This is a genomic window from Marilutibacter spongiae (assembly GCF_014145325.1).
GTDB lineage: Bacteria > Pseudomonadota > Gammaproteobacteria > Xanthomonadales > Xanthomonadaceae > Marilutibacter > Marilutibacter spongiae.
Map to the genome: position 1 here is coordinate 90,560 of NZ_JACHTF010000008.1, position 24,752 is coordinate 115,311.

General features: G+C 68.8%; 20 protein-coding genes and 1 tRNA gene. 13 read left to right on the top strand and 8 right to left on the bottom strand.

The genetic code is table 11. From position 1 onward, the window contains the following. The first annotated feature begins 5 nt into the window (after positions 1-5). From H4F98_RS08910 to pnp, 13 genes are all read left to right on the top strand, one after another. The gene (locus tag H4F98_RS08910; protein WP_182686877.1) at positions 6-656 is read left to right on the top strand and encodes an NADH-quinone oxidoreductase subunit J; all 651 of its coding nucleotides are present in this window, start codon (positions 6-8) and stop codon (positions 654-656) included. Next, positions 656-970: an NADH-quinone oxidoreductase subunit NuoK gene (gene nuoK / locus H4F98_RS08915; RefSeq protein WP_182687019.1), complete on the top strand. Its 315-nt coding sequence runs from the start codon at positions 656-658 to the stop codon at positions 968-970. Before H4F98_RS08910 ends, nuoK begins: the two co-directional genes overlap by 1 nt. Positions 971-983: 13 nt before the next feature. Then, entirely contained in the window at positions 984-3,053 is a 2,070-nt protein-coding gene (gene nuoL / locus H4F98_RS08920) for an NADH-quinone oxidoreductase subunit L (protein ID WP_182686879.1), read from the top strand. Positions 3,054-3,090: 37 nt separating this feature from the next. Then, the gene (locus H4F98_RS08925; RefSeq protein WP_182687021.1) at positions 3,091-4,611 is read left to right on the top strand and encodes an NADH-quinone oxidoreductase subunit M; all 1,521 of its coding nucleotides are present in this window, start codon (positions 3,091-3,093) and stop codon (positions 4,609-4,611) included. Between the two features lie 11 nt (positions 4,612-4,622). Next, positions 4,623-6,068, top strand: coding sequence for an NADH-quinone oxidoreductase subunit NuoN (nuoN, locus tag H4F98_RS08930; RefSeq protein ID WP_182686881.1), 1,446 nt, complete (start codon positions 4,623-4,625; stop codon positions 6,066-6,068). Positions 6,069-6,152: 84 nt separating this feature from the next. Continuing rightward, a tRNA-Met gene (locus H4F98_RS08935) sits at positions 6,153-6,229 on the top strand. Between the two features lie 237 nt (positions 6,230-6,466). Continuing rightward, a complete protein-coding gene (gene rimP, locus H4F98_RS08940) occupies positions 6,467-7,075 on the top strand; it encodes a ribosome maturation factor RimP (protein ID WP_182686883.1) in 609 nt (202 codons plus the stop codon). 4 nt (positions 7,076-7,079) lie between these two features. Continuing rightward, positions 7,080-8,567, top strand: coding sequence for a transcription termination factor NusA (gene nusA / locus H4F98_RS08945; protein ID WP_182686885.1), 1,488 nt, complete (start codon positions 7,080-7,082; stop codon positions 8,565-8,567). A gap of 216 nt (positions 8,568-8,783) precedes the next feature. Next, positions 8,784-11,357, top strand: a complete 2,574-nt coding sequence (gene infB / locus H4F98_RS08950; RefSeq protein WP_182686887.1) for a translation initiation factor IF-2 — start codon at positions 8,784-8,786, stop codon at positions 11,355-11,357. A 137-nt stretch (positions 11,358-11,494) separates the two neighbouring features. Then, positions 11,495-11,881, top strand: a complete 387-nt coding sequence (gene rbfA, locus H4F98_RS08955) for a 30S ribosome-binding factor RbfA (RefSeq protein WP_182686888.1) — start codon at positions 11,495-11,497, stop codon at positions 11,879-11,881. 70 nt (positions 11,882-11,951) lie between these two features. Next, positions 11,952-12,902 carry a tRNA pseudouridine(55) synthase TruB gene (gene truB, locus H4F98_RS08960; protein ID WP_182686890.1) on the top strand — a complete coding sequence of 317 codons (951 nt, stop codon included), beginning with the start codon at positions 11,952-11,954 and terminating at the stop codon, positions 12,900-12,902. A 213-nt stretch (positions 12,903-13,115) separates the two neighbouring features. Further along, positions 13,116-13,376, top strand: a complete 261-nt coding sequence (gene rpsO, locus H4F98_RS08965; protein ID WP_182686892.1) for a 30S ribosomal protein S15 — start codon at positions 13,116-13,118, stop codon at positions 13,374-13,376. A gap of 150 nt (positions 13,377-13,526) precedes the next feature. Beyond that, positions 13,527-15,635, top strand: a complete 2,109-nt coding sequence (gene pnp / locus H4F98_RS08970; RefSeq protein ID WP_182686894.1) for a polyribonucleotide nucleotidyltransferase — start codon at positions 13,527-13,529, stop codon at positions 15,633-15,635. 140 nt (positions 15,636-15,775) lie between these two features. Here the strand turns inward: pnp and H4F98_RS08975 are convergent, their stop codons facing one another. From H4F98_RS08975 to H4F98_RS09010, 8 genes are all read right to left on the bottom strand, one after another. Beyond that, complete coding sequence (locus H4F98_RS08975) at positions 15,776-17,059, bottom strand: sensor histidine kinase (protein ID WP_182686897.1); 1,284 nt, start codon at positions 17,057-17,059, stop codon at positions 15,776-15,778. Continuing rightward, entirely contained in the window at positions 17,056-17,763 is a 708-nt protein-coding gene (locus H4F98_RS08980) for a response regulator transcription factor (protein ID WP_182686899.1), read from the bottom strand. The genes H4F98_RS08975 and H4F98_RS08980 overlap by 4 nt, the downstream gene beginning before the upstream one ends. Before the next feature lie 90 nt (positions 17,764-17,853). Next, positions 17,854-18,906 (bottom strand): type 1 glutamine amidotransferase domain-containing protein, encoded by a 1,053-nt coding sequence (locus H4F98_RS08985; RefSeq protein WP_182686901.1) that lies wholly within the window; start codon positions 18,904-18,906, stop codon positions 17,854-17,856. A 156-nt stretch (positions 18,907-19,062) separates the two neighbouring features. Next, complete coding sequence (locus H4F98_RS08990) at positions 19,063-20,361, bottom strand: APC family permease (protein ID WP_246373038.1); 1,299 nt, start codon at positions 20,359-20,361, stop codon at positions 19,063-19,065. Positions 20,362-20,431: 70 nt separating this feature from the next. Then, positions 20,432-21,247: a L,D-transpeptidase family protein gene (locus H4F98_RS08995; protein ID WP_425487587.1), complete on the bottom strand. Its 816-nt coding sequence runs from the start codon at positions 21,245-21,247 to the stop codon at positions 20,432-20,434. Beyond that, the gene (locus H4F98_RS09000) at positions 21,222-22,031 is read right to left on the bottom strand and encodes a MurR/RpiR family transcriptional regulator (protein WP_246373040.1); all 810 of its coding nucleotides are present in this window, start codon (positions 22,029-22,031) and stop codon (positions 21,222-21,224) included. The genes H4F98_RS08995 and H4F98_RS09000 overlap by 26 nt, the downstream gene beginning before the upstream one ends. Positions 22,032-22,135: 104 nt before the next feature. Further along, positions 22,136-23,233: a dipeptide epimerase gene (locus H4F98_RS09005; protein WP_182686907.1), complete on the bottom strand. Its 1,098-nt coding sequence runs from the start codon at positions 23,231-23,233 to the stop codon at positions 22,136-22,138. An 88-nt stretch (positions 23,234-23,321) separates the two neighbouring features. After that, entirely contained in the window at positions 23,322-24,749 is a 1,428-nt protein-coding gene (locus H4F98_RS09010; RefSeq protein ID WP_246373020.1) for a C40 family peptidase, read from the bottom strand. Positions 24,750-24,752: the final 3 nt, after the last annotated feature.

Below are 24,752 nucleotides of genomic sequence, written 5' to 3' on the forward strand. Positions count from 1 at the left end.
ATGGCATGGATCTCGTAACTATCGCCTTCTACCTGTTCGCCTCCGCCGCCGTGCTGTCGGCGCTGGCGGTCATCACGATGAAGAACCCGGTCCACGCCGTGCTCTCGCTGGTGCTGACCTTCTTCTCCGTGGCCTGCGTGTGGATCATCGGCGGCGCCGAGTTCCTCGGGGTCGCGCTGATCCTGGTCTACGTCGGCGCGGTGATGGTGCTGTTCCTGTTCGTGGTGATGATGCTCGACATCGACGTCGCGCCGCTGCGCGAGGGCTTCGTCCGGTTCCTGCCGGTCGGGCTGGTGGTCGCCGTCGTCATGCTCGTCGAGATGCTGGTCCTGATCGGCGTCAAGGTGCAGATGAGCGTGCCGCTGGCCGCCGACGCCGCCGAGTCCGAGGGCCTGTCCAACACCGCCTGGCTGGCCAGCGCGCTGTTCACCAGGTTCCTGCTGCCGTTCGAGGTCGCCGCGGTCATCCTCACCGTGGCGGTGATCGCCGCGGTCATGCTGACCCTGCGCCGCCGCGGCGGCACCAAGCACCAGGATCCAGCCGCGCAGACGCGCGTTCGCGCCGCCGACCGCGTGCGCATGGTGAAGATGGATGCCGAGCGGCCCCGCGTCGCCGCCAGCGATGCCGCCGACGAGGCCGGGGAGGCCCAGCCATGATGCTCGAAAGCCTGACCACCGGCCACTTCCTGGCGCTCGGCGCCGCGTTGTTCTGCATCAGCGTCGCGGGCATCTTCATCAACCGCAAGAACGTGATCGTCCTGTTGATGTGCATCGAGCTGATGCTGCTCTCGGTGAACATCAACTTCATCACCTTCTCCCGGCAACTGGGCGATCCTGCCGGCCAGGTCTTCGTCTTCTTCATCCTGACCGTGGCCGCGGCCGAGGCCGCCATCGGCCTGGCGATCCTGGTCACCCTGTTCCGCAACCGGCGCACGATCAACGTCGCCGAAATCGATTCGATGAAGGGCTGATCCGATGACGGGTATGGAACACGCCATCTCCAGGTCCATGCTGCTGGCCATCGTGCTGGCACCGCTGCTGGGTTCGATCGTCGCCGGCCTGTTCGGCCGCAAGGTCGGCCGCGCCGGCGCGCACTCGGTGACCATCCTCGGCGTCGCCGCGAGCTGCGCGATGTCCGCCTACGTCCTGTGGCAGCTGGCGGGGCAGGGCGCGGCGCCCTTCAACGAGAACATCTACACCTGGTTCCAGATCGGCGGCTACGAAGCCCATGTGGGCTTCATGGTCGACAAGCTGACCGCGATGATGATGGTCGTGGTGACCTTCGTGTCGCTGCTGGTGCACGTCTACACCATCGGCTACATGCACGAGGACCCGGGCTACCAGCGCTTCTTCAGCTACATCTCGCTGTTCACCTTCTCGATGCTCATGCTGGTGATGAGCAATAACTTCCTCCAGCTGTTCTTCGGCTGGGAGGCGGTGGGCCTGGTGTCCTACCTGCTGATCGGCTTCTGGTTCAAGAAGCCGACCGCGGTGTTCGCCAACATGAAGGCCTTCCTGGTCAACCGCGTCGGCGACTTCGGCTTCCTGCTCGGCATCGCCGGCATCCTGCTGATGTTCGGCTCGCTGGACTACGGCGTCGTGTTCGCCAATGCGCCCAGCCTGCTGGAGGGCTCGACGATCTCCATCCTCGCCGGCCATGAGTGGTCGGTCGCCACGGTCATCTGCATCTGCCTGTTCATCGGCGCGATGGGCAAGTCCGCGCAGGTCCCGCTGCACGTGTGGCTGCCCGACTCGATGGAAGGCCCGACCCCGATCTCGGCCCTGATCCACGCCGCGACCATGGTCACCGCCGGCATCTTCATGGTGGCGCGCATGTCGCCGCTGTTCGAGATGAGCCACACGGCGCTCGAGTTCGTGCTGTTCATCGGTGCGACGACGGCGTTCTTCACCGGCCTCATCGGCATCGTGCAGAACGACATCAAGCGCGTGGTCGCGTACTCCACGCTCTCGCAGCTGGGTTACATGACGGTCGCGCTGGGTGTGTCGGCCTACAGCGCCGCGGTGTTCCACCTGATGACCCACGCCTTCTTCAAGGCGCTGCTGTTCCTGGCGGCCGGCTCGGTCATCATCGGCATGCGCCACGAGCAGGACATGCGCAAGATGGGCGGCCTGCGCAAGTACATGCCGATCACGTACTGGACCAGCCTGATCGGCACCCTGGCCCTGGTCGGGACACCGTTCTTCAGCGGCTTCTACTCCAAGGACACCATCATCGAGGCGGCCCACCACGCGGCGACCGGCGAGCACGCCACCTGGGTGTCGCAGTACGCGTACTGGGCGGTGCTGCTGGGCGCGTTCGTCACGGCCTTCTACAGCTTCCGCCTGCTCTACATGACCTTCCACGGCAAGGAGCGCTTCCGCGAGGTCGCGGCCCATGGCCACGACGCGCACGCGCACGACGACCACGGCCACCATGGACCGGTCGAGCCGCACGAATCGCCCTGGGTGGTGACGGTGCCGCTGGTGCTGCTGGCGATCCCCTCGATCCTGGTGGGTTTCTTCACCGTCGGTCCCATGCTGTTCGGCACCGACTGGAGCGGCCACCACGAGACGCTGCCGTTCTTCCTGGGCGCGATCGACCTGTCGGTGGCGCGCGACACGGTGATGGCCGTCGCGGAGGAGGCGTGGCACGGACCGGTCGCGTTCGCCCTGCACGGCTTCAAGGCGCCCGCGTTCTGGCTGGCCTTCTCCGGCTTCGCCCTGGCCACGCTGATGTACCTGTTCAAGCCGGAACTGCCTGCCAAGGCGCGCCATGCGCTGGCCTGGCCGGTGCGGGTGCTCGAGAACAAGTACGGCTTCGACAACCTCTGGATCGACGGCTTCGCCGCGGGCGGCGTGCTGGTGGGTCGCGCGTCGCGCGCCATCGACAGCAAGCTCATCGACGGCGTGGTCGTCAATGGCAGCGCCCGGGTCGTGGAGCTCGTCGCCCAGTTGGGCAGGCGCGGCCAGTCCGGTTACCTCTACCACTACGCATTCGTGATGATCGTCGGCCTGATCGTGCTGCTGGCCGCGCTCATCCGGACCCTGACCTGACAAGGACCGCGACGTGAACCCCGAGCCCTTGAATGGCATGATTTCCCAAAGCTCGTTCCCCCTGCTGAGCCTGCTCGTCTGGCTGCCGATCCTGGGCGGCTTCGCCACCCTGGCGTTCGGCGATGCCCGCGCCAATGCCGCCCGCTGGTTCGCCACGGGCGTGGCCGTCGTCACCCTGGCGTTGAGCGTGTTGCTGCTCACCGGCTTCGACATGGCGAGCCCGGCGATGCAGTTCGCCGAGAGCCACGCCTGGATCCCGGCCTACGACATCCGTTACAGCCTCGGAGCCGACGGCATCTCGGTCGCGCTGATCGCGTTGACCACGCTGACCTCGGTGCTGGTGCTGATCGGCGCCTGGGGGTCGGTGGACAAGCGCGTCAACCAGTACTACGCCGCGTTCCTGGTCCTCGAGGGCCTGATGATCGGCGTGTTCAGCGCGCTCGACGCGATGCTGTTCTACGTGTTCTTCGAAGGCATGCTGATCCCGATGTTCATCATCATCGGCGTGTGGGGTGGGCCGCGCCGGGTGTACGCCTCGGTGAAGTTCTTCCTCTATACCTTCCTGGGTTCGGTGTTCATGCTCGTCGGCCTGATCTACCTGTACCTGAAGGGCGGCAGCTGGCAGCTCGCGGACATGTACCAGCTGCAGCTCGGCGCCAGCGAGCAGATGTGGCTGTTCTTCGCGTTCCTGGCGGCGTTCGCGGTGAAGGTGCCGATGTTCCCGGTGCACACCTGGTTGCCGGACGCGCACGTCGAGGCGCCGACCGCCGGTTCGGTGATCCTGGCCGCGATCATGCTGAAGATCGGTGGTTACGGCTTCCTGCGCTTCACCCTGCCGATCGTGCCCGACGCCGGACACGAGTGGGCGTGGCTGGTCATCGCGCTGAGCCTGGTGGCGGTGATCTACGTCGGCCTGGTCGCCTTGGTCCAGGACGACATGAAGAAGCTGATCGCGTACTCGTCCGTCGCGCACATGGGCTTCGTCACCCTGGGCACCTTCATCGTGTTCGGCCTGGTGCGCGACTTCGCCAACCTGGACGCCGCACGCCTGGCCCTGCAGGGCGCGATGGTGCAGATGATCAGCCATGGTTTCGTGTCCGGCGCGATGTTCAGTTGCGTCGGCGTGCTGTACGACCGCATGCACAGCCGCATGATCAAGGACTACGGCGGCGTCGCCAACGTGATGCCCTGGTTCGCCGCCTTCGTGGTCCTGTTCGCGATGGCCAACGCGGGCCTGCCGGGCACCTCGGGCTTCGTCGGCGAGTTCATGGTGATCCTGGCCGCCTTCCAGAAGCATCCGCTGATCGCCTTCGGCGCGGCCACCACCCTGGTCATCGGTGCCGCCTACACCCTGTGGCTGGTCAAGCGGACCATCTGGGGCGAGGTGGGCAACGCCCACGTGGCGGAGCTGAAGGACATCAATGCACGCGAAGGTTTCGTCCTGGGCGTGTTTGCCATCGGCGTGCTGGTGCTGGGCATCTGGCCCAAGCCGCTCACCGACCTGATGGAGCCCTCCATCGCGAATCTGGCGACCCACATCGCCACGTCGAAGCTTTGAGGTTGTAGCGCATGATCATGCCTGTACGCACCGCCGCGGACCTGCTGCCCCTGCTGCCTGAACTGGTGGTGGTCTCGGGTGCCTTCGCGCTGCTGATGCTGGACCTCTTCGTCGGCGAGAGCCGCCGCGTGCTGACCCATGCGCTGGGCGTGGCGCTGCTGCTGGTCGTGGCCGTGATGGTCGCCACCGGCGTGGGCGGCGACGGCGAAGTGTTGAGCGGCATGTTCGTGCGCGACACCGCCGCCAACGTGCTCAAGACGGTGATCTGCGCGGTGTCGGCGCTGGCGATGGTCTACGCCTGGCCCTTCCTGCGCGCCCGCGGCCTGTACAAGGGCGAGATCACCGTGCTGATGCTGTTCGCGGTGCTCGGCATGATGCTGATGGTGTCGGCCAACTCCCTGGTGATGGTCTACGTGGGCCTGGAGATGCTGGCGCTGTGCTCGTACGCGCTCGTGGTCTGCGACCGCGACAGCCCGCTGGCCTCGGAGGCGGGCATCAAGTATTTCGTGCTCGGCGCGCTGGCGTCCGGCCTGCTGCTCTACGGCCTGTCGCTCGTCTACGGTGCGACCGGCACCCTGGACCTGCACGAGATCGCCACGGCGGCGGGGCAGGCCCCGACCTCGACGATGCTCGTCACCGGCGTGGCCTTCGTCGTCGCCGGCGTGGCGTTCAAGTTCGGCGCGGCGCCGTTCCACATGTGGTTGCCCGACGTCTACCAGGGTGCCCCGACCCCGATCACGCTGTTCATCGGCTCCGCGCCCAAGCTCGCCGCCTTCGGCATGGCCTACCGCCTGCTCGAGGTCGCGGTTGGACCGCTCGACGGCCACTGGCGGCTGATGCTCGCCGGCCTGGCGGTGCTGTCGCTCGCCTTCGGCAACCTCGGCGCGCTGGTGCAGACCAACTTCAAGCGCCTGCTGGCGTATTCCACCATCTCGCACGTGGGCTTCCTGTTCGTCGGCCTGGCCGGCGGCGGTGCCCAGGGTTTCTCTGCGGCGATGTTCTACGCGATCAGCTACGCATTGATGTCGGCCGCCGGCTTTGGCGCGATCATCATGCTCTCGAGCCGGGGCTTCGAGGCCGACCGCATCGACGACTTCAAGGGCCTCAACGCGCGCAACCCGTGGATGGCCGGACTGGTGCTGTGCGTCATGGCCTCCCTGGCCGGCGTCCCGCCGTTCCTCGGCTTCTGGGCCAAGCTCGCCGTGCTGCGCGCCGCGCTCGACGGCGACATGATGTGGCTGGCCCTGGTCGGCGTGGTGTTCGCGGTGATCGGCGCGTTCTATTACCTGCGCGTGATCAAGGCGATGTACTTCGACGTCCCGGACGGCGCGATGCCCGCGCCCACCGCGGGCCGGCCGATGGGCATCGTGTTCGGCGTCAACGCCCTGTCGCTGCTGGTGCTGGGCCTGGCCTGGAACCCGATCATGGCGTGGTGCATCAAGGCGTTCGCGGCCTGAACGATGCACGAAAGTGTTCCGTCGCCTGTCGATGCAAATGAAGGGTTGCCAAGCAACGCTTCACTGCTATAATAGGCGGCCTGATGCGGGGTGGAGCAGTCTGGCAGCTCGTCGGGCTCATAACCCGAAGGTCGCAGGTTCAAATCCTGCCCCCGCTACCAGCTTCGATCCAGGGATTGCAGGTGTAAGGCAGTCCTAAAATGAAGCCTCGTTAGGAGGCTTTAATTTTTGGATCAGGGCTTGGGCTTGAGTGATCGCGTTCTGCTCGCGTGGTCACGCCGAAATCCAGCAGTGCCGGACAAGGGGCCCAATGGGCCCTTTGTTGTTTCCCCGGGTCGCCGCGTGCGGCCCGCCTGGAATCTGGAAGGCAAGGCGCAATCGCAGGAGACTACGACCGCGTGACGGACAAGGCATCCCAAATCTCGGCACTGCTGGCCCCGACGGTGACGTCGCTGGGCCTCGAGCTGCTTGGCGTGGAGTATCTCCCGTCGCCCGGCGGCGCGGTGCTGAGGCTCTATATCGACCTTCCCGCGACGGGCGAGGGCGGCGCGCCGCCGCGCGCGGTCGGCATCGAGGACTGCGAGGCGGTCAGCCGCGAGGTGTCCGCGCAGCTCGACGTCGAGGACCCGATCTCGGGCAACTACACCCTGGAGGTATCGTCGCCGGGGCTGGACCGACCGCTGTTCAACGCAAGTCAGTTCCAGCGCTTCGCGGGCGAGTCCGCCAAGGTGGTGCTGAAGCTGCCGCAGGACGGCCGCCGTCGCCTGCAGGGGCGGATCGCCCAGGTGGCCGGCGACACGGTCACCTTCGAACTGGATGGCGGCGAGTTCGTCGTTTCCGTCGACAACATCGAGAAGGCGCGCCTGGTGCCCGACTGGGCCGCCCTGGGCATGGCGCCCGCAAAGCCCGGCAAGAACCCGCCACGGCGCGAGACCCGCGCCGAGGGCAAGAACACCGACAAACCAACCAAGAAGCCGGCGACCGACGGGTCGAACACGGCGGAGTGACGTAATGAGCAAGGATCTGTTGCTGGTCGTTGATGCGGTCGCCAACGAGAAGGGCGTCCCGCGCGAAGTGATCTTCGAGGCGATCGAAGCCGCGCTGGCCTCGGCCGCCAAGAAGCGTTACCACGAGCAGGACGTGCTGGTGCGCGTCGCCATCGACCCGAAGGACGGCAGCTACGAGACCTTCCGCCGCTGGGAAGTCGTGGCCGACGACGTGGTCATGGAATCCCCCGATCGCCAGACCCGCATGATGGATGCGGTCGAGGAGGCCGAGGGCGTGGAGATCGGCGACTTCATCGAAGAGCAGATCGAGAACCCGGACTTCGGCCGCATCGCCGCGCAGGCCGCCAAGCAGGTGATCGTGCAGCGCGTGCGCGAGGCCGAGCGTGCCCAGGTGGTCGACGCGTGGAAGGATCGCGTCGGCGAGCTGGTCACCGGCATCGTCAAGCGCGTCGAGCGCGGCAATATCTTCGTCGACCTGGGCGGCAACGCCGAGGCGATCATCCAGAAGGACAAGGGGATCCCGCGCGACATCCTGCGCACCGGCGACCGCGTCCGCGGCTACCTGTTCGACGTGCGTACCGAGCCGCGTGGCCCGCAGCTGTTCATCAGCCGCGCCGCGCCGGAATTCATGATGGAGCTGTTCAAGCTGGAAGTGCCGGAAGTCGGCCAGGGCCTGGTTTCGATCAAGGCCTGCGCGCGCGACCCGGGCGACCGCGCCAAGATCGCCGTCGAGGCGCACGACAACCGCACCGATCCGATCGGCGCGTGCATCGGCATGCGCGGCTCGCGCGTCCAGGCGGTGAGCAACGAGCTCAACGGCGAGCGCGTGGACATCGTGCTGTGGTCCGACAACCCGGCGCAGTTCGTCATCAACGCGATGGCGCCGGCCGAGGTGCAGTCGATCATCGTCGACGAGGAAAAGCACTCCATGGACCTGGCCGTCGCCGAGGACCGCCTGGCGCAGGCCATCGGCAAGGGCGGCCAGAACGTCCGCCTGGCCAGCCGCCTGACCGGCTGGCAGCTCAACGTGATGACCCAGGACCAGGTCACCGCGAAGTCCGAGGCCGAGCAGAACGCCGCGCGCGACCTGTTCCAGGAGAAGCTGGAGGTCGACGAGGAGATCGCCGGCATCCTGGTGGCCGAGGGCTTCACCACGGTCGAGGAGATCGCCTACGTGCCGGTCGGCGAGCTGTTGGCGGTGGAGGGCTTCGACGAGGACATCGTCGAGGAACTGCGCGCCCGTGCCCGCGACGCGCTGCTCAACGACGCGCTGGCCGCGGAGGAAGAGCTCGACGAGCACCAGCCGGCCGAAGACCTGCTCTCGCTGGAGGGCATGGACGAGGCCACCGCCTACGCGCTCGCCGCGAAGGGCGTGGTCACCCGCGAGGACCTCGCCGAGGCCGCCACCGACGAGATCACCGACGTGGAAGGCATCGACGAGGAGCGCGCGGCGGCACTGATCATGGAAGCGCGCAAGCACTGGTTCGAGTAACAGGCAGCACACCCGCCCGGGGGCTTCGAAAGAGGCCTCCCGGGCACTCCGGTCCGGTTTCCGGGCCGGCTTTCGCAGGCCGGGGAGGGCTCCGGCCTGTGGACGGGCCATTCAGGGGCCGTCACGCCGCGTCGATTCAAGAGACGCGCGGGCGGGACTAGAATGGCGACACTCCGCGCGGGAACCCTATCCGCGCCACCAAGACACGGAAACCGAATGTCGCAACAAACCACCATTCGCAAATTGGCCGCACTGGTGAACACGCCGGTCGAGAAGTTGCTGGAACAGCTGGCCGAGGCCGGCATGAAGTTCAGCGACCCGGACCAGGTCGTGACCAGTACCGAGAAGGTCAAACTGCTCGGCTTCCTGCGTCGGACGCACGGCAAGGACGACAAGTCCGCTGACGCCGGGGCATCGCCGAAGAAGATCACCCTCAGCCGCAGCCGCAAGCAGGAGCTGACCGTCGGTGGCGGCAAGACCCGCTCGACGGTCGACGTGGTCGTGCGCAAGAAGGTCACCCTCAGCCGGCCGGCCGAAGGCGCGGGCGAGGGCGGTGGCGGCGACGAGCGTGCCGAGATCCTGCGCAAGCTCGAGGAGTCGCGCCAGCGCAACCTCGAGGAGCAGCAGCGCCTCGCGGAGGCCGATCGCCAGCGCGCCGAAGAGGCCGAGCGGGCGGTCCGCGAAGCCGAGGCCGCGAAGGAAGCCGAGCGCCTGCGCGCCGAGCAGGAGGCGCTGGCCGCCGCCGAGCCGGAGATCGACGCCGATGCGCCGGTCGCGCACAAGGCCGGTGGCCACGGCCATCCCAAGACCCCGCCGGCCCGCACCGAGGGACGCGAGGCGTCGCCGCGCGGCAAGGCACGCGGCAAGGGTTCGGAAGACGGCGGCAACCGCTTCGCCGGGCAGATGCACCTGAGCGCGTCCGACCGCGCCCGCCGCACGAGCGCCCGAGGCAAGCCGAAGTCGCGCCGCCAGGGCGACCAGTCGCGCACCGGTGCCGGTCCGCACGGCTTCTCCAAGCCCACCGCCCCGGTGGTGCGCGAAGTCGCCATCGGCGAGACCATCACCGTCGCGGACCTGGCGCAGAAGCTCGCGCTGAAGGGCGGCGAGGTGGTCAAGGCGCTCTTCAAGATGGGCGTCATGGCGACCATCACCCAGAGCATCGACCACGACACCGCGGTGCTGGTCACCGAGGAACTCGGGCACAAGGCCGTCCGCGCCGATGCCGAGGACGCGGAGAACGAACTGCTGGCCCACGTCGAGGACGTGACCGGCGAGAAGGTCGCGCGCCCGCCGGTGGTCACCATCATGGGCCACGTCGACCACGGCAAGACCTCGCTGCTCGACTACATCCGGCGGACCAAGGTCGCCACCGGCGAAGCCGGCGGCATCACCCAGCACATCGGCGCCTACCACGTCGAGACCGACCGCGGCGTCATCAGCTTCCTCGATACCCCGGGCCACGCGGCGTTCTCGTCGATGCGCGCCCGCGGCGCGAAGCTGACCGACATCGTGGTACTGGTCGTGGCCGCCGACGACGGCGTCAAGCCGCAGACCATCGAGGCCATCCAGCACGCCAAGGCGGCGGAAGTGCCGCTGGTGGTGGCGATCAACAAGATCGACAAGTCCGGTGCCGACCCCTCGCGCGTCAAGACCGAGCTGATGGGCCAGGAAGTCGTGTCCGAGGAATTCGGCGGCGACACCCAGTTCATCGAACTCTCGGCCAAGACCGGCGAGAACATCGATGCCCTGCTCGACGCGATCTCGCTGCAGGCCGAAGTGCTCGAACTGTCCGCGGTCAGCGAAGGCCGCGCCAGCGGCGTGGTCATCGAGTCCTCGCTGGACAAGGGTCGTGGCCCCGTCGCGACCGTGCTGGTCCAGCAGGGCACCCTGTCCAAGGGCGACTACCTGGTCTGCGGCGTGCAGTACGGCCGCGTCCGTGCCCTGTTCGACGAGACCGGCTCGCAGGTCGAGGCGGCGACGCCGTCGATCCCGGTGCAGGTCCTGGGCCTGTCCGGCGTGCCGGACGCGGGCGATGACTTCGTGGTCGTCGACGACGAGCGCCTGGCCAAGGAAGTCGCGCAGCAGCGCGATGCCAAGCGTCGCGAGTCGCGCCTGGTCGCCCAGGCGGGCAACCGCATGGAGGACATCCTCGCGCAGATGGGCAGCGGCGAAGGCCAGCAGACCCTCAACCTGGTCGTGAAGGCCGACGTGCAGGGTTCGGTGCAGGCGCTTCGCGATGCGCTGACCGCGCTGTCGACCGACGACATCCGCATCAACGTCATCGGCGGTGGCGTGGGCGGCATCACCGAGTCCGACGCGACCCTCGCGGCGACGTCGAAGGCGACGATCATCGGCTTCAACGTGCGTGCCGACGCCTCGGCGCGCAAGGTCATCGAGACCCATGGCGTCGACCTGCGCTACTTCTCGATCATCTACGACGTGATCGACCAGGTGAAGCAGGTGGCGTCCGGCCTGCTGGGCGTGGAGATCCGCGAGGAGATCATCGGCATCGCCGAGGTCCGCGACGTGTTCCGCAGCTCCAAGTTCGGCGCCGTCGCCGGCTGCATGGTGGTCGAGGGCTCGGTCAAGCGCAGCAAGCCGATCCGCGTGCTTCGCGACAACACCGTGGTCTTCGAAGGCGAGCTCGAGTCCCTGCGCCGCTTCAAGGAGAACGTCGACGAGGTGCGCAACGGCACCGAGTGCGGCATCGGCGTCAAGGAGTACAACGACGTCAAGCCGGGCGACCAGATCGAGTGCTTCGAGCGCATCGAGGCCCAGCGGACCCTCTAAGGGTCCGCCTCGAATGGGGAACCGGGCACGGGGCATGGCGGGGTCGGTCTCGACACTCGCCGTGCCGGCGCCCGGCCGCTCCGGATCGGCATCCGTCCCGCCGCCCGTTTCCCTCCATTCCCGAGCATGCATTACCGATGAAAAAGTCATTCCATCGCACCGATCGCGTCTCCGCCCAGCTCCGCCGGGAGCTGGGCACGATCGTCCATGACGCGGTGCGCGAGCACGCGTTGCCCTCCGTCAGCGTGTCCGACGTCGAGATCAGCCGCGACCTGGCCCATGCCAAGGTCTTCGTGACCGCGCTCCAGGAAGAGCGCTCGGCCGAAGCGGTGAAGGCGCTCAAGGCGCTGTCGCGCGAGCTGCGCTACAAGCTGGGCCAGGCGGTGAAGCTGCGCCATGTGCCCGAGCTCCACTTCCATTACGACGACTCGGTCGACCGCGGCGAGCGCATCGACAACCTGCTGCGCGACCTGCCCGACCTGCAGGCGCCCGACGCCGGCGACGACGAGGCTTCGTCTTCCTGAGCGCGCCCGGTCGCAGCGGTCGTGCCGGTCCCGGCATCGCCCTTGGCCGGCCGGGCCCGTGTTTCCCCAGATGAGCAAGAAACCGCGCACCGTATTCAGGCCGCTCGACGGCATCCTGCTGCTGGACAAGCCCGCGGGGCTGAGTTCCAACCAGGCGCTGCAGCGGGTCAGGCACCTGTTCCGCGCCGCGAAGGGCGGCCACACCGGTAGCCTGGACCCGCTGGCCACCGGCCTGCTGCCGATCTGTTTCGGCGAAGCGACCAAGATCGCGGGCCTGTTGCTGGGGGCCCGCAAGGCCTATGCCTGCGAGGCCGAGCTGGGCCGGACCACCGACACCGACGACGCCGAGGGCGAAGTGCTGCAGGAGCGGCCGGTGCCGCCCATCGATGCCGCGCGCCTGGAACAGGCCCTGGCGGCCCTGCGCGGACCAATCCTGCAGCGGGCGCCGATCTACTCCGCGCTCAAGCAGGGCGGCGAACCCCTCTATGCGAAGGCGCGCCGGGGCGAGGCCATCCAGGCCCCTGAACGCGAGGTCGTCATCGACCGCCTCGACGTGGTGGCCCACGAGGGCCCGCGGCTGGTGCTGCACGTGGAGTGCGGCTCGGGGACCTACATCCGCAGCCTGGTCCGCGACCTGGGCGAAGCCCTGGGCTGCGGCGCCCATGTGACCGCCCTGCGTCGCCTGTGGGTGGAACCCTTCGCCACGCCGGCGATGCACACGCTGGAATCCTTGCAGGCGCTCGCCGGGCAGGGGGAGCCGGCGCTCGACGCCTGCCTGCTCCCGATCGAGGCCGGCCTGGCCGGCTTCACCGCCGTCCAGGTCGACGAGGCCGGTGCGGACCGCCTGGCCCACGGCCAGCCCGCGCTCGTCGCGACCGCCGGCGAGGACGGGGTGGTCGCGATCATGGGGCCGGAGGGGCGATGCCTGGGCATCGGCCGCCATGCCGGCGGGGAGGTCGCGCCGCAGCGCATGTTCCGCTGGGCGGTCGCCACCGGCCAGCCGGCCCCCCCGCGGGGCTGAACAGGGCCCCCGGCGGTCCGCTGGGCCTGGTCCCGGAGCCCCTGGACGGGTCGCATTCCGCGCAGGGAAACTGTTACAATTCCGCCGCTTTCATCCAAGCAAGCACCCATTCGTTCATTTCCAACAACGGCGAGCCCCGCGGTACGCCGGCGCGATGTCGTCATCGCATGCCGTCGTTTCTGCAGGCCACGCGTCTGAAAGGTAAACAAAGCAATGTCCATCGATACCAGCAAGATCATCCAGGAACACGGTCGCGGCACCAACGACACCGGCTCCCCGGAAGTCCAGGTCGCCCTGCTGACCGCCCGCATCGAGCTCCTGACCGGCCACTTCAAGGAGCACAAGCAGGACCACCACAGCCGTCGTGGCCTGTTGATGATGGTGAACCGCCGTCGCAGCCTGCTGGACTATCTGAAGCGCAAGGACAACGCGCGCTACAAGGCCCTGATCGAGAAGCTCGGTCTGCGCCGCTAAGCAGAACACCCACCGCGGCGCAGTGATGCGCCGCGGTTCGTTTTTCGGGAGTCGTTCCACGGGCGGCTTCCCAGGCTGCCATCCTGCAGCCGACCGACCGGGGCAGGGGCGCCGGCGGATCGCAACGAATCGAAACGACAGGACTCCAACGTGTCAAAAATCACCAAGACCTTCCAGTACGGCAAGCACCAGGTCACCCTGGAAACCGGCGAGATCGCCCGCCAGGCCGGCGGTGCCGTCATCGTCAAGGTTGAAGACACCGTGCTGCTGGTCAGCGCGGTCGCCAACAAGACCGCACGCGAAGGCCAGGACTTCTTCCCCCTGACCGTCGACTACCAGGAGAAGTTCTACGCCGGCGGCCGCATCCCCGGTGGCTTCTTCAAGCGCGAAGGCCGCGCGACCGAGAAGGAGACCCTGATCTCCCGACTGATCGACCGCCCGATCCGCCCGCTGTTCCCGGAAGGCTTCCGCAACGAAGTCCAGATCATCGCCACGGTGATGTCGATGAACCCGGAGATCGACGGCGACATCCCCGCGCTGCTCGGCGCCTCCGCCGCCCTGGCCCTGTCGGGCGCCCCCTTCGACGGCCCGATCGGCGCCGCCAAGGTCGGCTACAAGGACGGCGAGTACCTTTTGAACCCGACCAAGAGCGACCTGGAAGGCTCCAAGCTGGAGCTGGTGGTCGCCGGTACCGCCGGTGCCGTGCTGATGGTCGAGTCGGAAGCCGACGTGCTGTCCGAGGAAGTGATGCTGGGCGCCGTGGTGTTCGGCCACGAGCAGATGCAGGTCGCCATCAACGCGATCAACGAACTGGTCGCCGAAGCCGGCAAGCCGAAGTGGGACTGGGCCGCCCCGGCCCGCAACGACGCCATCGTCGCCGCCCTCAAGGGCGCGATCGGCGACCGTCTGGGCGCTGCGTTCCAGATCCGCGACAAGGGCGAGCGCAAGGAGGCCATCTCCGCGCTGAAGAAGGACGTCCTGGCGTCGCTGGCCGACCAGGCCGAAGCGAACGAATGGAGCGGCGCCGAGCTGTCGAAGGAATTCGGCGAGCTGGAATACGAGACCATGCGTGGCGCCGTGCTGAGCACCAAGGTGCGCATCGACGGTCGCGCGCTCGACACCGTCCGCCCGATCAGCTCCAAGGTCGGCGTGCTGCCGCGTACCCACGGCTCCTCGCTGTTCACCCGCGGCGAGACCCAGGCGATCGTGGTCGCCACGCTGGGCACCGCGCGCGATGGCCAGATCATCGATGCCGTCTCGGGCGAGTACAAGGAACACTTCCTGTTCCACTACAACTTCCCCCCCTACTCGGTGGGCGAGGCCGGCCGCATGATGGGCCCGAAGCGCCGCGAGATCGGCCACGGCCGCCTGGCCAAGCGCGGCGTGCTCGCCGTGATGCCGACGATGGAGGAGTTCCCGTACACCATCCGCATCGTCTCGGAGATCACCGAGTCGAACGGCTCCTCGTCGATGGCCTCGGTCTGCGGTTCCTCGCTGGCCCTGATGGACGCCGGCGTGCCGATCAAGGCCCCGGTCGCGGGCATCGCGATGGGCCTGGTCAAGGAAGGCGATGACTTCGTCGTCCTGTCCGACATCCTGGGCGACGAGGACCACCTCGGCGACATGGACTTCAAGGTGGCCGGTACCGAGAACGGCGTGACCGCCCTGCAGATGGACATCAAGATCCAGGGCATCACCAAGGAAATCATGCAGGTCGCGCTCGAGCAGGCCAAGGCCGGTCGCCTGCACATCCTCGGCGAGATGGCGCACGCCCTGACCAGCCCGCGTGGCGAGCTCAGCGAGTTCGCGCCGCGCCTGCTGACCCTGAAGATCCACCCGGACAAGATCCGCGAAGTGATCGGCAAGGGCGGTTCGACCATCCAGGCGATCACCAAGGAGACCGGCACCCAGATCGACATCCAGGACGACGGCACCATCGTCATCGCCTCGGTCAACGCCGCCGCCGCGAACGCCGCCAAGGACCGGATCGAGCAGATCACCTCGGACGTCGAGCCGGGCCGCATCTACGAAGGCAAGGTCGCCAAGATCATGGACTTCGGCGCGTTCGTCACCATCCTCCCGGGCAAGGACGGCCTGGTGCACGTCTCGCAGATCTCCAGCGAGCGCGTCGAGAAGGTCAGCGACAAGCTGAAGGAAGGCGACGTGGTCAAGGTCAAGGTGCTGGAAGTCGACAAGCAGGGCCGCATCCGCCTGTCGATGAAGGCCGTCGAGGAAGGCGAAGGCGCTTCGGCCGAGTAAGCCGGGCGACATCGCAGACGCACGAAAAAGCGGGCTTCGGCCCGCTTTTTCGTGGGCGTCTCCGGGCGTGGATGGGGCGCGTCGTCCGCTCCGGACGCGGGTGGGGATGGCGTTGGAGTCCCGCGAGCGCAGGCGGGTGCTCAGTTCCGGACGCCGCCTGGCCGGCTCGAAGCGAGCCCATCGCCCGCTGCGTTACGTTCCGGCTGCGCGGGCACCGTGCCGCCTGGGCCGACATCCACCTCGACGCGCAGCCGGTGGCCGGGCAGGGCGCGTTGCCGGAGGGTCCCGCCGAAGCGTTCGACCAGTCGCTCCGCGAGCTGTCGCCCGACGCCGAAGCCGGAAGGCGCGGGCCGGTCCGGGAGCGGATTGTCGATGCCCAGCGTCGTGCCATGCACCTCGATCCGGATCTCGCCCCGGTCTCCGTGCTGGATCGCGTTGAGCAGCAGGTTGTTCAGGATGGTCTCGGCGACTTCCCCGGGCATGGGCCAGTCGATGTCCGGACCCGATGGCATGCGCAGGGTCTGTCCCTTGGCCGTTGCCAATGGCGCGAGTTCCTCGACGAGCGTGCCCAGCAGCCGCAAGGGCTTGCACGGCCGTGGCGGCGCCGCCTGGCCGTCTCCCAGCCAGAGCAGGGCGTGACTGGCCCTGGCGAGGCGGCCCACGGCCCGATGCAGGCGCTGCCACGCGGCGTGCTCCACGCGCTCGGGCAGGGCATCGAGCAGGGCCAGGCTGGTCCGGGCGGATTGCAGCGGTGTCCGGAGTTCGTGCGCGAGGAACGCCAGCGTCTCGCGCTCGCGATCGAGCACCGCGCGGCGCGACTCCCAGACCTTCGCGTTGAGGCGGGCGAGTTCGCTGAACTCGAAGATCCCCTGGGCATCCGCCAGCGCATGCAGGTCATGGGGGCCCTCGGCCTCGCTGAAACGGGCCACCAGTTCCCGGGCCTGTCCCGACACCCGCGCCACGAACCGGTGCGCGAGCGCCCACGCAACCAGCGCCAGCGCGGTGGCGATCAACAGCAGCCAGGGCCAGGCGCGCACCAGGGCCGGATTGACCGCCAGGTGCGCGGTCGCATCGTGGACCAGGAGGGACTCCGCACCCCGTCCGTCGCGCATGGCCAGCACGTGCAGGTAGCGTCCGTCCGGAAGCCGGAACTCGCGGATGGCGCCCAGCGGCTGGCCCGCGGTGCGCTCGCGCAGCGCGTCGTCGGCTTGCCTGCGGGCCACCAGCATGAAGCCTGGCGGTAGCGGTCCCGGCGAATGCAGGCCCTGCTGTCGGCCGACATCGCGCAGGCGATCGTCGATCAGCCGGTCCTCGAGCATGTAGGCGGTCAGGACCGTCATCGCGGCGAATCCGGCCAGCAGCACCAGGGCGAAGACGATCCATTGCCGGGCCAGTACATCGTGCAGGCGGCGCTTGCCTCTCATCGAGGGCCTCCGAAGCGGTAACCCAGCCCGCGCACGGTCGTGATGGGCGACTCGCCGAACCGCTCATGCATGGCGCGCCGCAGCTGGTAGACGTGGGTACGCAACGGATCGCTGCCGGGCGCTTCGTCGCCCCAGAGCCCCTCGCACAGCGCCTGGCGCGAGACCGTGCCGGGGAACGCCCGCATCAGCCGCGCCAGGATGCCCAGGCCCGTGGCATGGAGGGGCAGGCTGAGTTCGTCCCGTGACAACAATCCCCGCTGGGGGTCCAGGCGGTATCCATCGGCCAGGATCAGGCCGCCATCCGCGGCCCTGGCGTGGGTGCCCATGGCGCGGATGCGTGCCAGCAGTTCGGCCGGCTCGAACGGCTTGACCATGTAGTCCAGGGCGCCGGCCTCGAAGCCGCGAAGCTTGTCGGCCAGCCCGCCGCGGGCGGTCAGGAAGATCGCGGGTTGGCGCAGGCCCTGTACCTGCTTCAGCTCACGGCACAGGCTCATCCCATCCTCGCCCGGCAGGTTCACGTCCAGCACGAGCAGGTCGAACGTCGACTCCAGGAGACGGGCCCGCGCCTGGGACGCATCGTAGGCGAAGTCGACCGCCAGCCCGTGCGCCTCCAGGTAGTCGGCGATGCCGGCGGCGACGTCAAGGTCGTCCTCGACCAGCAGTACCGCCAGCTTCGCGCCTTTTTCGTCCTCGAGCCTGTCCAAGCGCCTGCCCTCGTGTTCGCACGCGGTGAATGGTCGGCGGCCGGGCCTCCCGGCCGATGCCGGGGTCCGGTCGCAAGCATCGGCCGCGGGCTAGTTCCTTGCAAGCCGTTGCAGTTGGTAGGCCTCACGCAGCCGCCATTGCATGGCCGCCACCACGGCGTGCATGAGCAGGAGGCGCCGATCGCTGCGTGCAGCACCCGCCTTCATCGCCAGGGCGGCATCGATGCCGGCCTCGTGGTAGGTCGCCAGCAATTGCACGCTGATTTCCTCGGCGCTTCGCGCCCGAGGCACCGGCTCATGGCCCAGCGCACGCACCATGTGCTCCGCGACGGACCATGTGGACCACGGGTTCTGGCCGGTCACCAGGCGCTCGTCGACCACGGTGTTGTCCAGGTACACGGGGCCTTCGACGAAGCGCGCCCCCTGTCGCGACAGTTCGTCCTGCAACAGGTACGGGAACAGCTCGCGGGCATTTTCGATCAGGAACAGTTCCTCTGCGTTGGTGAAGCCGGTGACCCACCGCCCCTGCAGCCAGGGACGGCCGGAGGCATCGCGGAGCCCGATCAGCGCCGCAGGCCCGTGGCAGACGGCACCGACCACGCCGCGAGGGGCGATTTCCGCCACGATGCGAGCGATGGCGGGGTTGCCGGGGAAGTCGAACATGGCGCCCTTTCCGCCGACGAAGTAGACGGCCTGGTACAGCGTTGGGTCCACCCCGGAGAGCGGGAGGGAATTGGCCAGCTTGTGTCGCGCACGTGCATCGTTGAGGAATGCGTAGTCGGCATCGCCGGTGTCGTCCTGGTCCAGCCTCATCGGAGGCTTGCCGCCAAGGGGACTGGCGATGTCGACCTCGTAGCCGTTGGCCAGGAACGTCCAGTAGGCCCGCGACAGCTCGGTCAGCTCGTAGCCGGCCTTCCTGCTGCTGTCGCCGATGAGGGGGGTGCTGGTGACGACGGCCAGGATCCGTCCTCGCTGCCCGGATGTCCGTGCGCGCAGGAAGGGCAGGTCGGCCGCATCCGCGTTCCGGTCCGCCTGCGGCTCGGATTCGAGATCGAGGCTTGCCACGTACGCCCAGCCGCCAAGCGCGAGTACCAGGCACAGGCCCACCGCCGCCAACGAGGCGATCCGTATCTTTCTCCACATGCGTGCATCTCCATCTCTGCGTCTCGCCGGAATGGCGTGGAGATAGCCTGGTGCTTCCGCATCAATCGAAGATCAAACGGGGCGCGCAACGGATGGGCATGGATGCTTCGCCGCCACGAGGGCGGCTGGAAGGGTCCAGCCCGGATGACGTCGTCGTCAGCGGTGGGACGCCGCCGGGCGGCGTCTCATCAGGTAGATCACCGCGCCCACCGCGATCGCCACCGCGGCCGCGGCGAGGTTGCCCACCCCCGCGCTCGCGACCAGGGCCAGCGACACCAGCAGCGCGAGCACGGGGATCAGCGGGCCGCCGGGCAGGGCCAGGGCATTGGGACGATCGCGATAGCGCTTCTGCAGGACGAGCAGCGACGCCGCGGTGCCGATGTAGCTGCACAGTCGCGCGACCACCGAGAGCAGCGCGAGATTGGCGAAGGCCTGCGAAACGCCGCTGCCCCCGAACTGCTGGCCCAGCACCAGGACGGTCGCGAGCACGCCGGTGACGATGATCGCGATGGTCGGGGTGCGGTAGCGCGGGTGCACGCGCGAGAGTGCGGCCGGGCCATAGCCGTCGGCCGAGAGCGCGTAGAGGTAGCGCGGGCCGAACAGCATGGTGTTGCTGTTGCTGCCCAGGATCGAGACTGCCGCGCCCAACGTCAGCAGTAGCGCGCCGGCGGGGCCGGCGAAGGTCTCGGCGGCGTCCGCCAGCGGCGAGCGGGACGCGGCGAGGTCGGGCACGGTGCCCTGGGCCACGACCTGCACGGCGACGTAGATCAGGGTCACCAGCACGATCATGGTGATCAGCGCGAACGGGACGTCGCGCCGGGGATTGCGGAACTCGCCCGCCGCGGCCGGGGTGTTCTCGAAACCGGCATAGGCGTAGAGCAGCAACAACGCGCCTTCGCCCAGCTTGTCGGTCGGCGGTGCGCCCATGGCCACGGCCTGCGACCAGTCGACGAAGAACGCGCCCACCGCGATGAAGAACAACAGCGGGACCAGCTTGGCCAGCACGAGGGCCACACCGGTGCGCGCGGCGGTGCGCACGCCGACCACGTTGATGTAGGTCAGGAAGGCGAGGGAGCCGACCACGACGGCGGTCCAGCCCCAGCCCTCGCCCGCGGGCGCCCAGAACTTGGACACCGCCAGCGCCAGGCCGCTGCCCAGGGCCGCGGCGGATGCCACGCGGGTCAGCCAGGTCATCCAGCCGACCTCGAAACCGATGAAGTCGCCGAACGCATCGCGGGCGTAGAGATAGCTGCCGCCGGCATCGTCGTAGTAGCTGCCGGCCTGGGCGTAGCACAGCACGAGCAGGCCGACGGCGACGCCTGCCAGCAATACCGCCCACAGGCTGGCCGGTCCCAGCAGCAGGGCCGTGCTGGCGGGCAGCAGGTAGATGCCGCTGCCGATGACGTCGTTGATCGACAGGCCCACGATCTGCCAGCGGCTGACCGCCCGCACCATGCCGGTGTCGTGGTCGATGCCGGGACCGGGTTCGCCCGTGGCCGGGTGGTCGACGGTCGGGCGAAGGGGGTCAGTCATTCGATGGGTCCTTGGCGGCAGGCGGGGTGGACGTCGGGGCGGGCGGCAGCCGCGGCAGGTGCCACGGCGCCTGCAGCCGAGCGTAAGCAGCTTCGGGCAGCAGCACAAACACCGGCTGCGCCGCCGGGTCCAGCCAGTCGAGCAGGGCGGCCATCCGGCCGGCCGGCATGGCGGTGCAGCCGGCGGTGGCGACGTCCGCCGCCTTCCACACATGCGCGAAGATGCAACTGCCGGCCGGACTGCGGTTGCCGGGGTTGTGCTCGATCACGAAGCCTTGCGCGTAGCGGCCGTCGCCATCGGCATGCAGGTCGCGCCGCATGGGCTCGGTCGAGCCCTCCACGGCCGCCGCGCCGACCTCGTCGGCGTCGACGATGCGGTTGTACAGCGGCGAGCCGGGCACGTCGATGCAGTAGTCGCTGGCCTGCATGGCCCGGTAGGACAGCGCGGTGTGCGCGTCGGCGGCGTATCCGAAGGCGTCGCCGATGCCGAAGATGCCGGCGGGGCTGCGACCGTCGCCCTCGCGCTTGCGCGTTCCGGCCTGGTCCGGGTGCAGGCCCAGGCCCCAGGCGCTTCCGGCGCGGCCAATGCGCACCGGCTCGGCCGCGGCGACCTGGCGCCAACCCGCAGCGTCCTTCTCGAAGCGCAGCATGCGCCCGCCATCGGCGTCCCAGTCGGCGGTGGCGACGACCACCATCTGCCGGGCCTGGGCCCAGGGCGTGGCGGCCTGTGCCGTCGCCGCCGTCAGCGCGAGGAGGACGCCGGCGAGGAGGGCGATGGGCACCTCAGGGATCGAGCATCTTCTGGACATGCTCCGCACTGTTCCGGTAGTGGTCGAGGTAGTCGTCCGAATGTTGGCACACCAGCACGATCACCAGGTCGAGCATGTGCTGCAGCGCGGCCTGGTAGAGCAGGGGTTCGACGTGGGCGTCGTCGTCGTGCGCGGACACCAGCAGCGCCGCGTCGGCATGCGCGCGCAATGGGTTGGCGCCGTGCCGGGTGACCGACACCGTCTTGCCGCGGCGGGCCCGGAACTGCCGGCTGACCTGGCACAGCTCCGGCTGGCGGCCATGTTCGGAGAACACGACCAGCACGTCGCCGGGGCCGGCCGAGCTGACGCTGGCGGCCATCAGCACGGGATCGGCGTGCTCGACGGTGGCGATGCCGATCAGCGACAGGCGCAGGCCCAGGCCACGCGCATGGATGCCGTCCTGGCCGAGCCCGCAGATGAAGACGCGGTCGGCATCGACGATGGCCTGCACGATCCTGTCGATCTGCTCGAGCGGGTTGAGCAGTCGGGTCTCCTGCTCGGCGCGGGCCTTGCCGCGCCAGAGCGCGTCGGCCAGCGCCACGTGCGGTGACACGTCGCGCGTGGGCGCGGGGCGGCTGGCGCCGTCAGCGGTCTCGCGCGCGAGCGCCTCGCCGATGCAGAACTTCAGGTCGGGGTAGCCCTTGAACCCGAGCTTCTGGCTGAACTTGACGACGCTGGACTGGCTGATGCCCAGCGCACTGGCCAGCTGCTGCGAGGAGTAGTCGCGCAGCAGGTGGGCGTTGTCGAGCAGGAAGTCGGCGATCCGTCGCTCGATCGCCGACATGCGGTCGCGCTCGGCCCGGACCTTGAGCAGGGGCGATGCGTCCGCGGCGCCGGCGACGGGGGCGTCCGCGGCGGGTGCCTCCTGCGGGGGCGGGGCGCCGCGGCTCATTCGGGCAGCATCTCCAGGCCCCGCACCTCGCGGATGCCCAGGCCCGGGGCGTCCACGATCGAGATTTCCGATTCGTTGAACTGCACGCCGCCGTCGACCGGGTCGTACCGGCAAAGCGACGGGCCGTCCAGGTCGACCTTGGTGATCGCGTCGGCCTTGGCCACCGCCAGGTGGACCGCGGCGGCGACGCTGATGCTGGTCTCGATCATGCAGCCGATCATGCATTCCACGCCGTACAGCGAGGCGATGTCGGCGATGCGGATCGCGTTCGACAGGCCGCCGGTCTTCATCAGCTTGATGTTGATGATGTCGGCGGCGTGCATCTTGATCAGGTCGATCACCTCGGTCGGACCGAACACGCTCTCGTCGGCCATCACCGGCGTGTGGACGCGGTCGGTCACGTACTTCAGGCCGCGGATGTCGTGCGCCTTGACCGGTTGCTCGAGCAGTTCCAGCTCGACCCCGGCGTCCTCGAGCGCCTGCATGGCGAAGACCGCCTGCTTGGCGGTCCAGCCCTGGTTGGCGTCGAGGCGGAGCAGGGCGCGGCCTTCGACCGCGGCATGGACGGCCTTGACCCGCTCGATGTCCAGGCCGATGTCCTTGCCGACCTTGATCTTCAGCGACTCGAAGCCGCGGTCGACCGCCGCCAGCGAGTCGGCCACCATCTTGTCGATGTAGTCGACGCTGATGGTGATGTCGGTGGTGATGACCGGGTCGCCGCCGCCGAGCAGGCGGTAGAGGGGCGCGTCGTAGAGTTGGCCGAACAGGTCGTAAAGCGCGATCTCCACCGCGGCCTTGGCGCTGAAGTTGCGTTCCAGCGCGGTCTGCACCAGGCGCGTGTTGCGGTTGAGGTCGGCGATCTCCGCGCCGAGCAGGCGCGGACGGATGTAGCGCCGGATGGCTTCGATGATCGAGCCATGGGTGTCGCCGGTGATGACCGCCGTCGCGGCGGCCTCGCCGTGGCCCACGTGCCCGGTGTCGGTCCGCACCAGCACGATGATGTCCTCGACGGTGTCGACCGTGCGCAGGGCGGTCTTGAACGGCGTCTTCAGCGGTACGCGCAGCATGCCGACCTGGATGTCGGTGATCTTCATCGGGTTTCCTCGTGGCGGCCATCCGCGGTCGGGTGGGCACGGCGGCCGGGCCGTTGCGCGAAAGATCCGGTATCCGCGGGCCAGGGTCTCATGGGCGGATCTTCTGGATGCTGTAAATGCGGTCGACGAGGCTCGCGTCCTCGCCCGACTGCAGGGGTTCGAGCGGCGTCACCGATACGCCGTTGAGCACGATCCGCCGCAGTCCGCCATCGGCGTCGCGGACACTGACGCCGGTGACGTCGTGGATCACGTACGGGGCCCCTTCATACTGGCCGATCACCATCATCACGTGGCCCGGGATGTAGACCAGGTCGCCGGCGTGCAACTGGCGCAGCACCGCGAGCCGCGATTGGCGGTCGTCGCCCTCGTCGAAGCGGACCGTGTTGAAGACCGGACTGACGCCCTGCGCGCTCGTGTTGCGCGGCAACTGGACGCCGAAGGCGCGGTAGACCTCGGATACGAAGCCGCTGCAGTCGCGTGCGTCGTAGGCGTGGCCCCAGCCGTAGCGCTCGCCGAGGAACTTGAAGCCCTGTTCGATGACGCCCGCCGGCGTCAGCGGCAGGTAGGCGGCGGCGACGTCCTGGCTTCGCGGCAGCAGCGCCGGCGTGAAGCGCAGCGTACCGTCGTCCTCGCGCACCGGCAGCTGGACCACGTGGCCCGCGTAGGCCGCCTGGCCGTTGACCGGCGCGCCCGCCGGCCAGTCCGCGAGCAGCGGCACGCGCACGCCCATGTCCAGTTGCAGGTCGGACACCCGGGGCGCTTCCGGCGTATGCACGGTGCGCGCGGTGGCGCCGGTGACCACGACGTAGGGCGTCTTGCGGCCGTAGCCGAGCACGTCCGCGCGCGGACCGACCGCGACACGGGACTTGCGGATCCAGGCGGCATAGCGCGGGCTCACCGCGAACCACCATTCGCCGTCCCGGCTCTCGTGCAGGATCGCCAGCGGCGTGCCCGGGAACAGGGCCGTCTCCTGGAAGCGGTCGATGTCGGTGTCGTCCGGGTCGCTGAATACCCGGACGTCGGTGGGGAAGCTGCGCATGTCGGCGCGATGGACGACCAGGCCCCAACGGGTATCGACCCTGTCCGGCAGACGCTCCAGGCCGAGGCTCGGTGCCAGCGTGTCCAGTCCCGCGAACGGCGCGCCCCCGGCGATGAACAGCGGGCGGCCGGGAGGCGAGGACAGGCGCCGTACGAGCGCTTCGATCTCCGCGCTCGGCATCGACGCGGGAAAGCGCCCGAGGTCGTGCATCGAGCCGTCCTCGGCGAACAGACGCGCGTTGAGTCGTGCAATGGCCTGCGCGTCGAGCACGACGCGGTCGGGCGCGTCCAGGCGCGAGGTCCAGAAATCCGCGGAGAGCTGCGCGAGCTCGACGCCGGGCACCCCGGTGCCGTCGGCGGCGGGCTCGCGTGCCATCGCGGCGGTCGTGGCCAGCAGGCCCAACCCGGCCAGCGCGGCGAGCAGGGTACCCAGGCCGGCGCGGACGCGGCGGGGCTTCCGGGACAGGAGCATCGGCATGGC

What these genes read in the sequence shown, in the direction of transcription:
- H4F98_RS08910 (WP_182686877.1), top strand. Translation starts at nt 6, where the DNA reads ATGGATCTCGTAACTATCGCCTTCTACCTGTTCGCCTCCGCCGCCGTG.
- nuoK (WP_182687019.1), top strand. Translation starts at nt 656, where the DNA reads ATGCTCGAAAGCCTGACCACCGGCCACTTCCTGGCGCTCGGCGCCGCG.
- nuoL (WP_182686879.1), top strand. Translation starts at nt 984, where the DNA reads ATGGAACACGCCATCTCCAGGTCCATGCTGCTGGCCATCGTGCTGGCA.
- H4F98_RS08925 (WP_182687021.1), top strand. Translation starts at nt 3,091, where the DNA reads ATGATTTCCCAAAGCTCGTTCCCCCTGCTGAGCCTGCTCGTCTGGCTG.
- nuoN (WP_182686881.1), top strand. Translation starts at nt 4,623, where the DNA reads ATGATCATGCCTGTACGCACCGCCGCGGACCTGCTGCCCCTGCTGCCT.
- nusA (WP_182686885.1), top strand. Translation starts at nt 7,080, where the DNA reads ATGAGCAAGGATCTGTTGCTGGTCGTTGATGCGGTCGCCAACGAGAAG.
- infB (WP_182686887.1), top strand. Translation starts at nt 8,784, where the DNA reads ATGTCGCAACAAACCACCATTCGCAAATTGGCCGCACTGGTGAACACG.
- rbfA (WP_182686888.1), top strand. Translation starts at nt 11,495, where the DNA reads ATGAAAAAGTCATTCCATCGCACCGATCGCGTCTCCGCCCAGCTCCGC.
- truB (WP_182686890.1), top strand. Translation starts at nt 11,952, where the DNA reads ATGAGCAAGAAACCGCGCACCGTATTCAGGCCGCTCGACGGCATCCTG.
- rpsO (WP_182686892.1), top strand. Translation starts at nt 13,116, where the DNA reads ATGTCCATCGATACCAGCAAGATCATCCAGGAACACGGTCGCGGCACC.
- H4F98_RS08975 (WP_182686897.1), bottom strand. Translation starts at nt 17,059, where the DNA reads ATGAGAGGCAAGCGCCGCCTGCACGATGTACTGGCCCGGCAATGGATC.
- H4F98_RS08985 (WP_182686901.1), bottom strand. Translation starts at nt 18,906, where the DNA reads ATGTGGAGAAAGATACGGATCGCCTCGTTGGCGGCGGTGGGCCTGTGC.
- H4F98_RS08990 (WP_246373038.1), bottom strand. Translation starts at nt 20,361, where the DNA reads ATGGTGCGGGCGGTCAGCCGCTGGCAGATCGTGGGCCTGTCGATCAAC.
- H4F98_RS08995 (WP_425487587.1), bottom strand. Translation starts at nt 21,247, where the DNA reads ATGTCCAGAAGATGCTCGATCCCTGAGGTGCCCATCGCCCTCCTCGCC.
- H4F98_RS09000 (WP_246373040.1), bottom strand. Translation starts at nt 22,031, where the DNA reads ATGTCGGCGATCGAGCGACGGATCGCCGACTTCCTGCTCGACAACGCC.
- H4F98_RS09005 (WP_182686907.1), bottom strand. Translation starts at nt 23,233, where the DNA reads ATGAAGATCACCGACATCCAGGTCGGCATGCTGCGCGTACCGCTGAAG.
- H4F98_RS09010 (WP_246373020.1), bottom strand. Translation starts at nt 24,749, where the DNA reads ATGCCGATGCTCCTGTCCCGGAAGCCCCGCCGCGTCCGCGCCGGCCTG.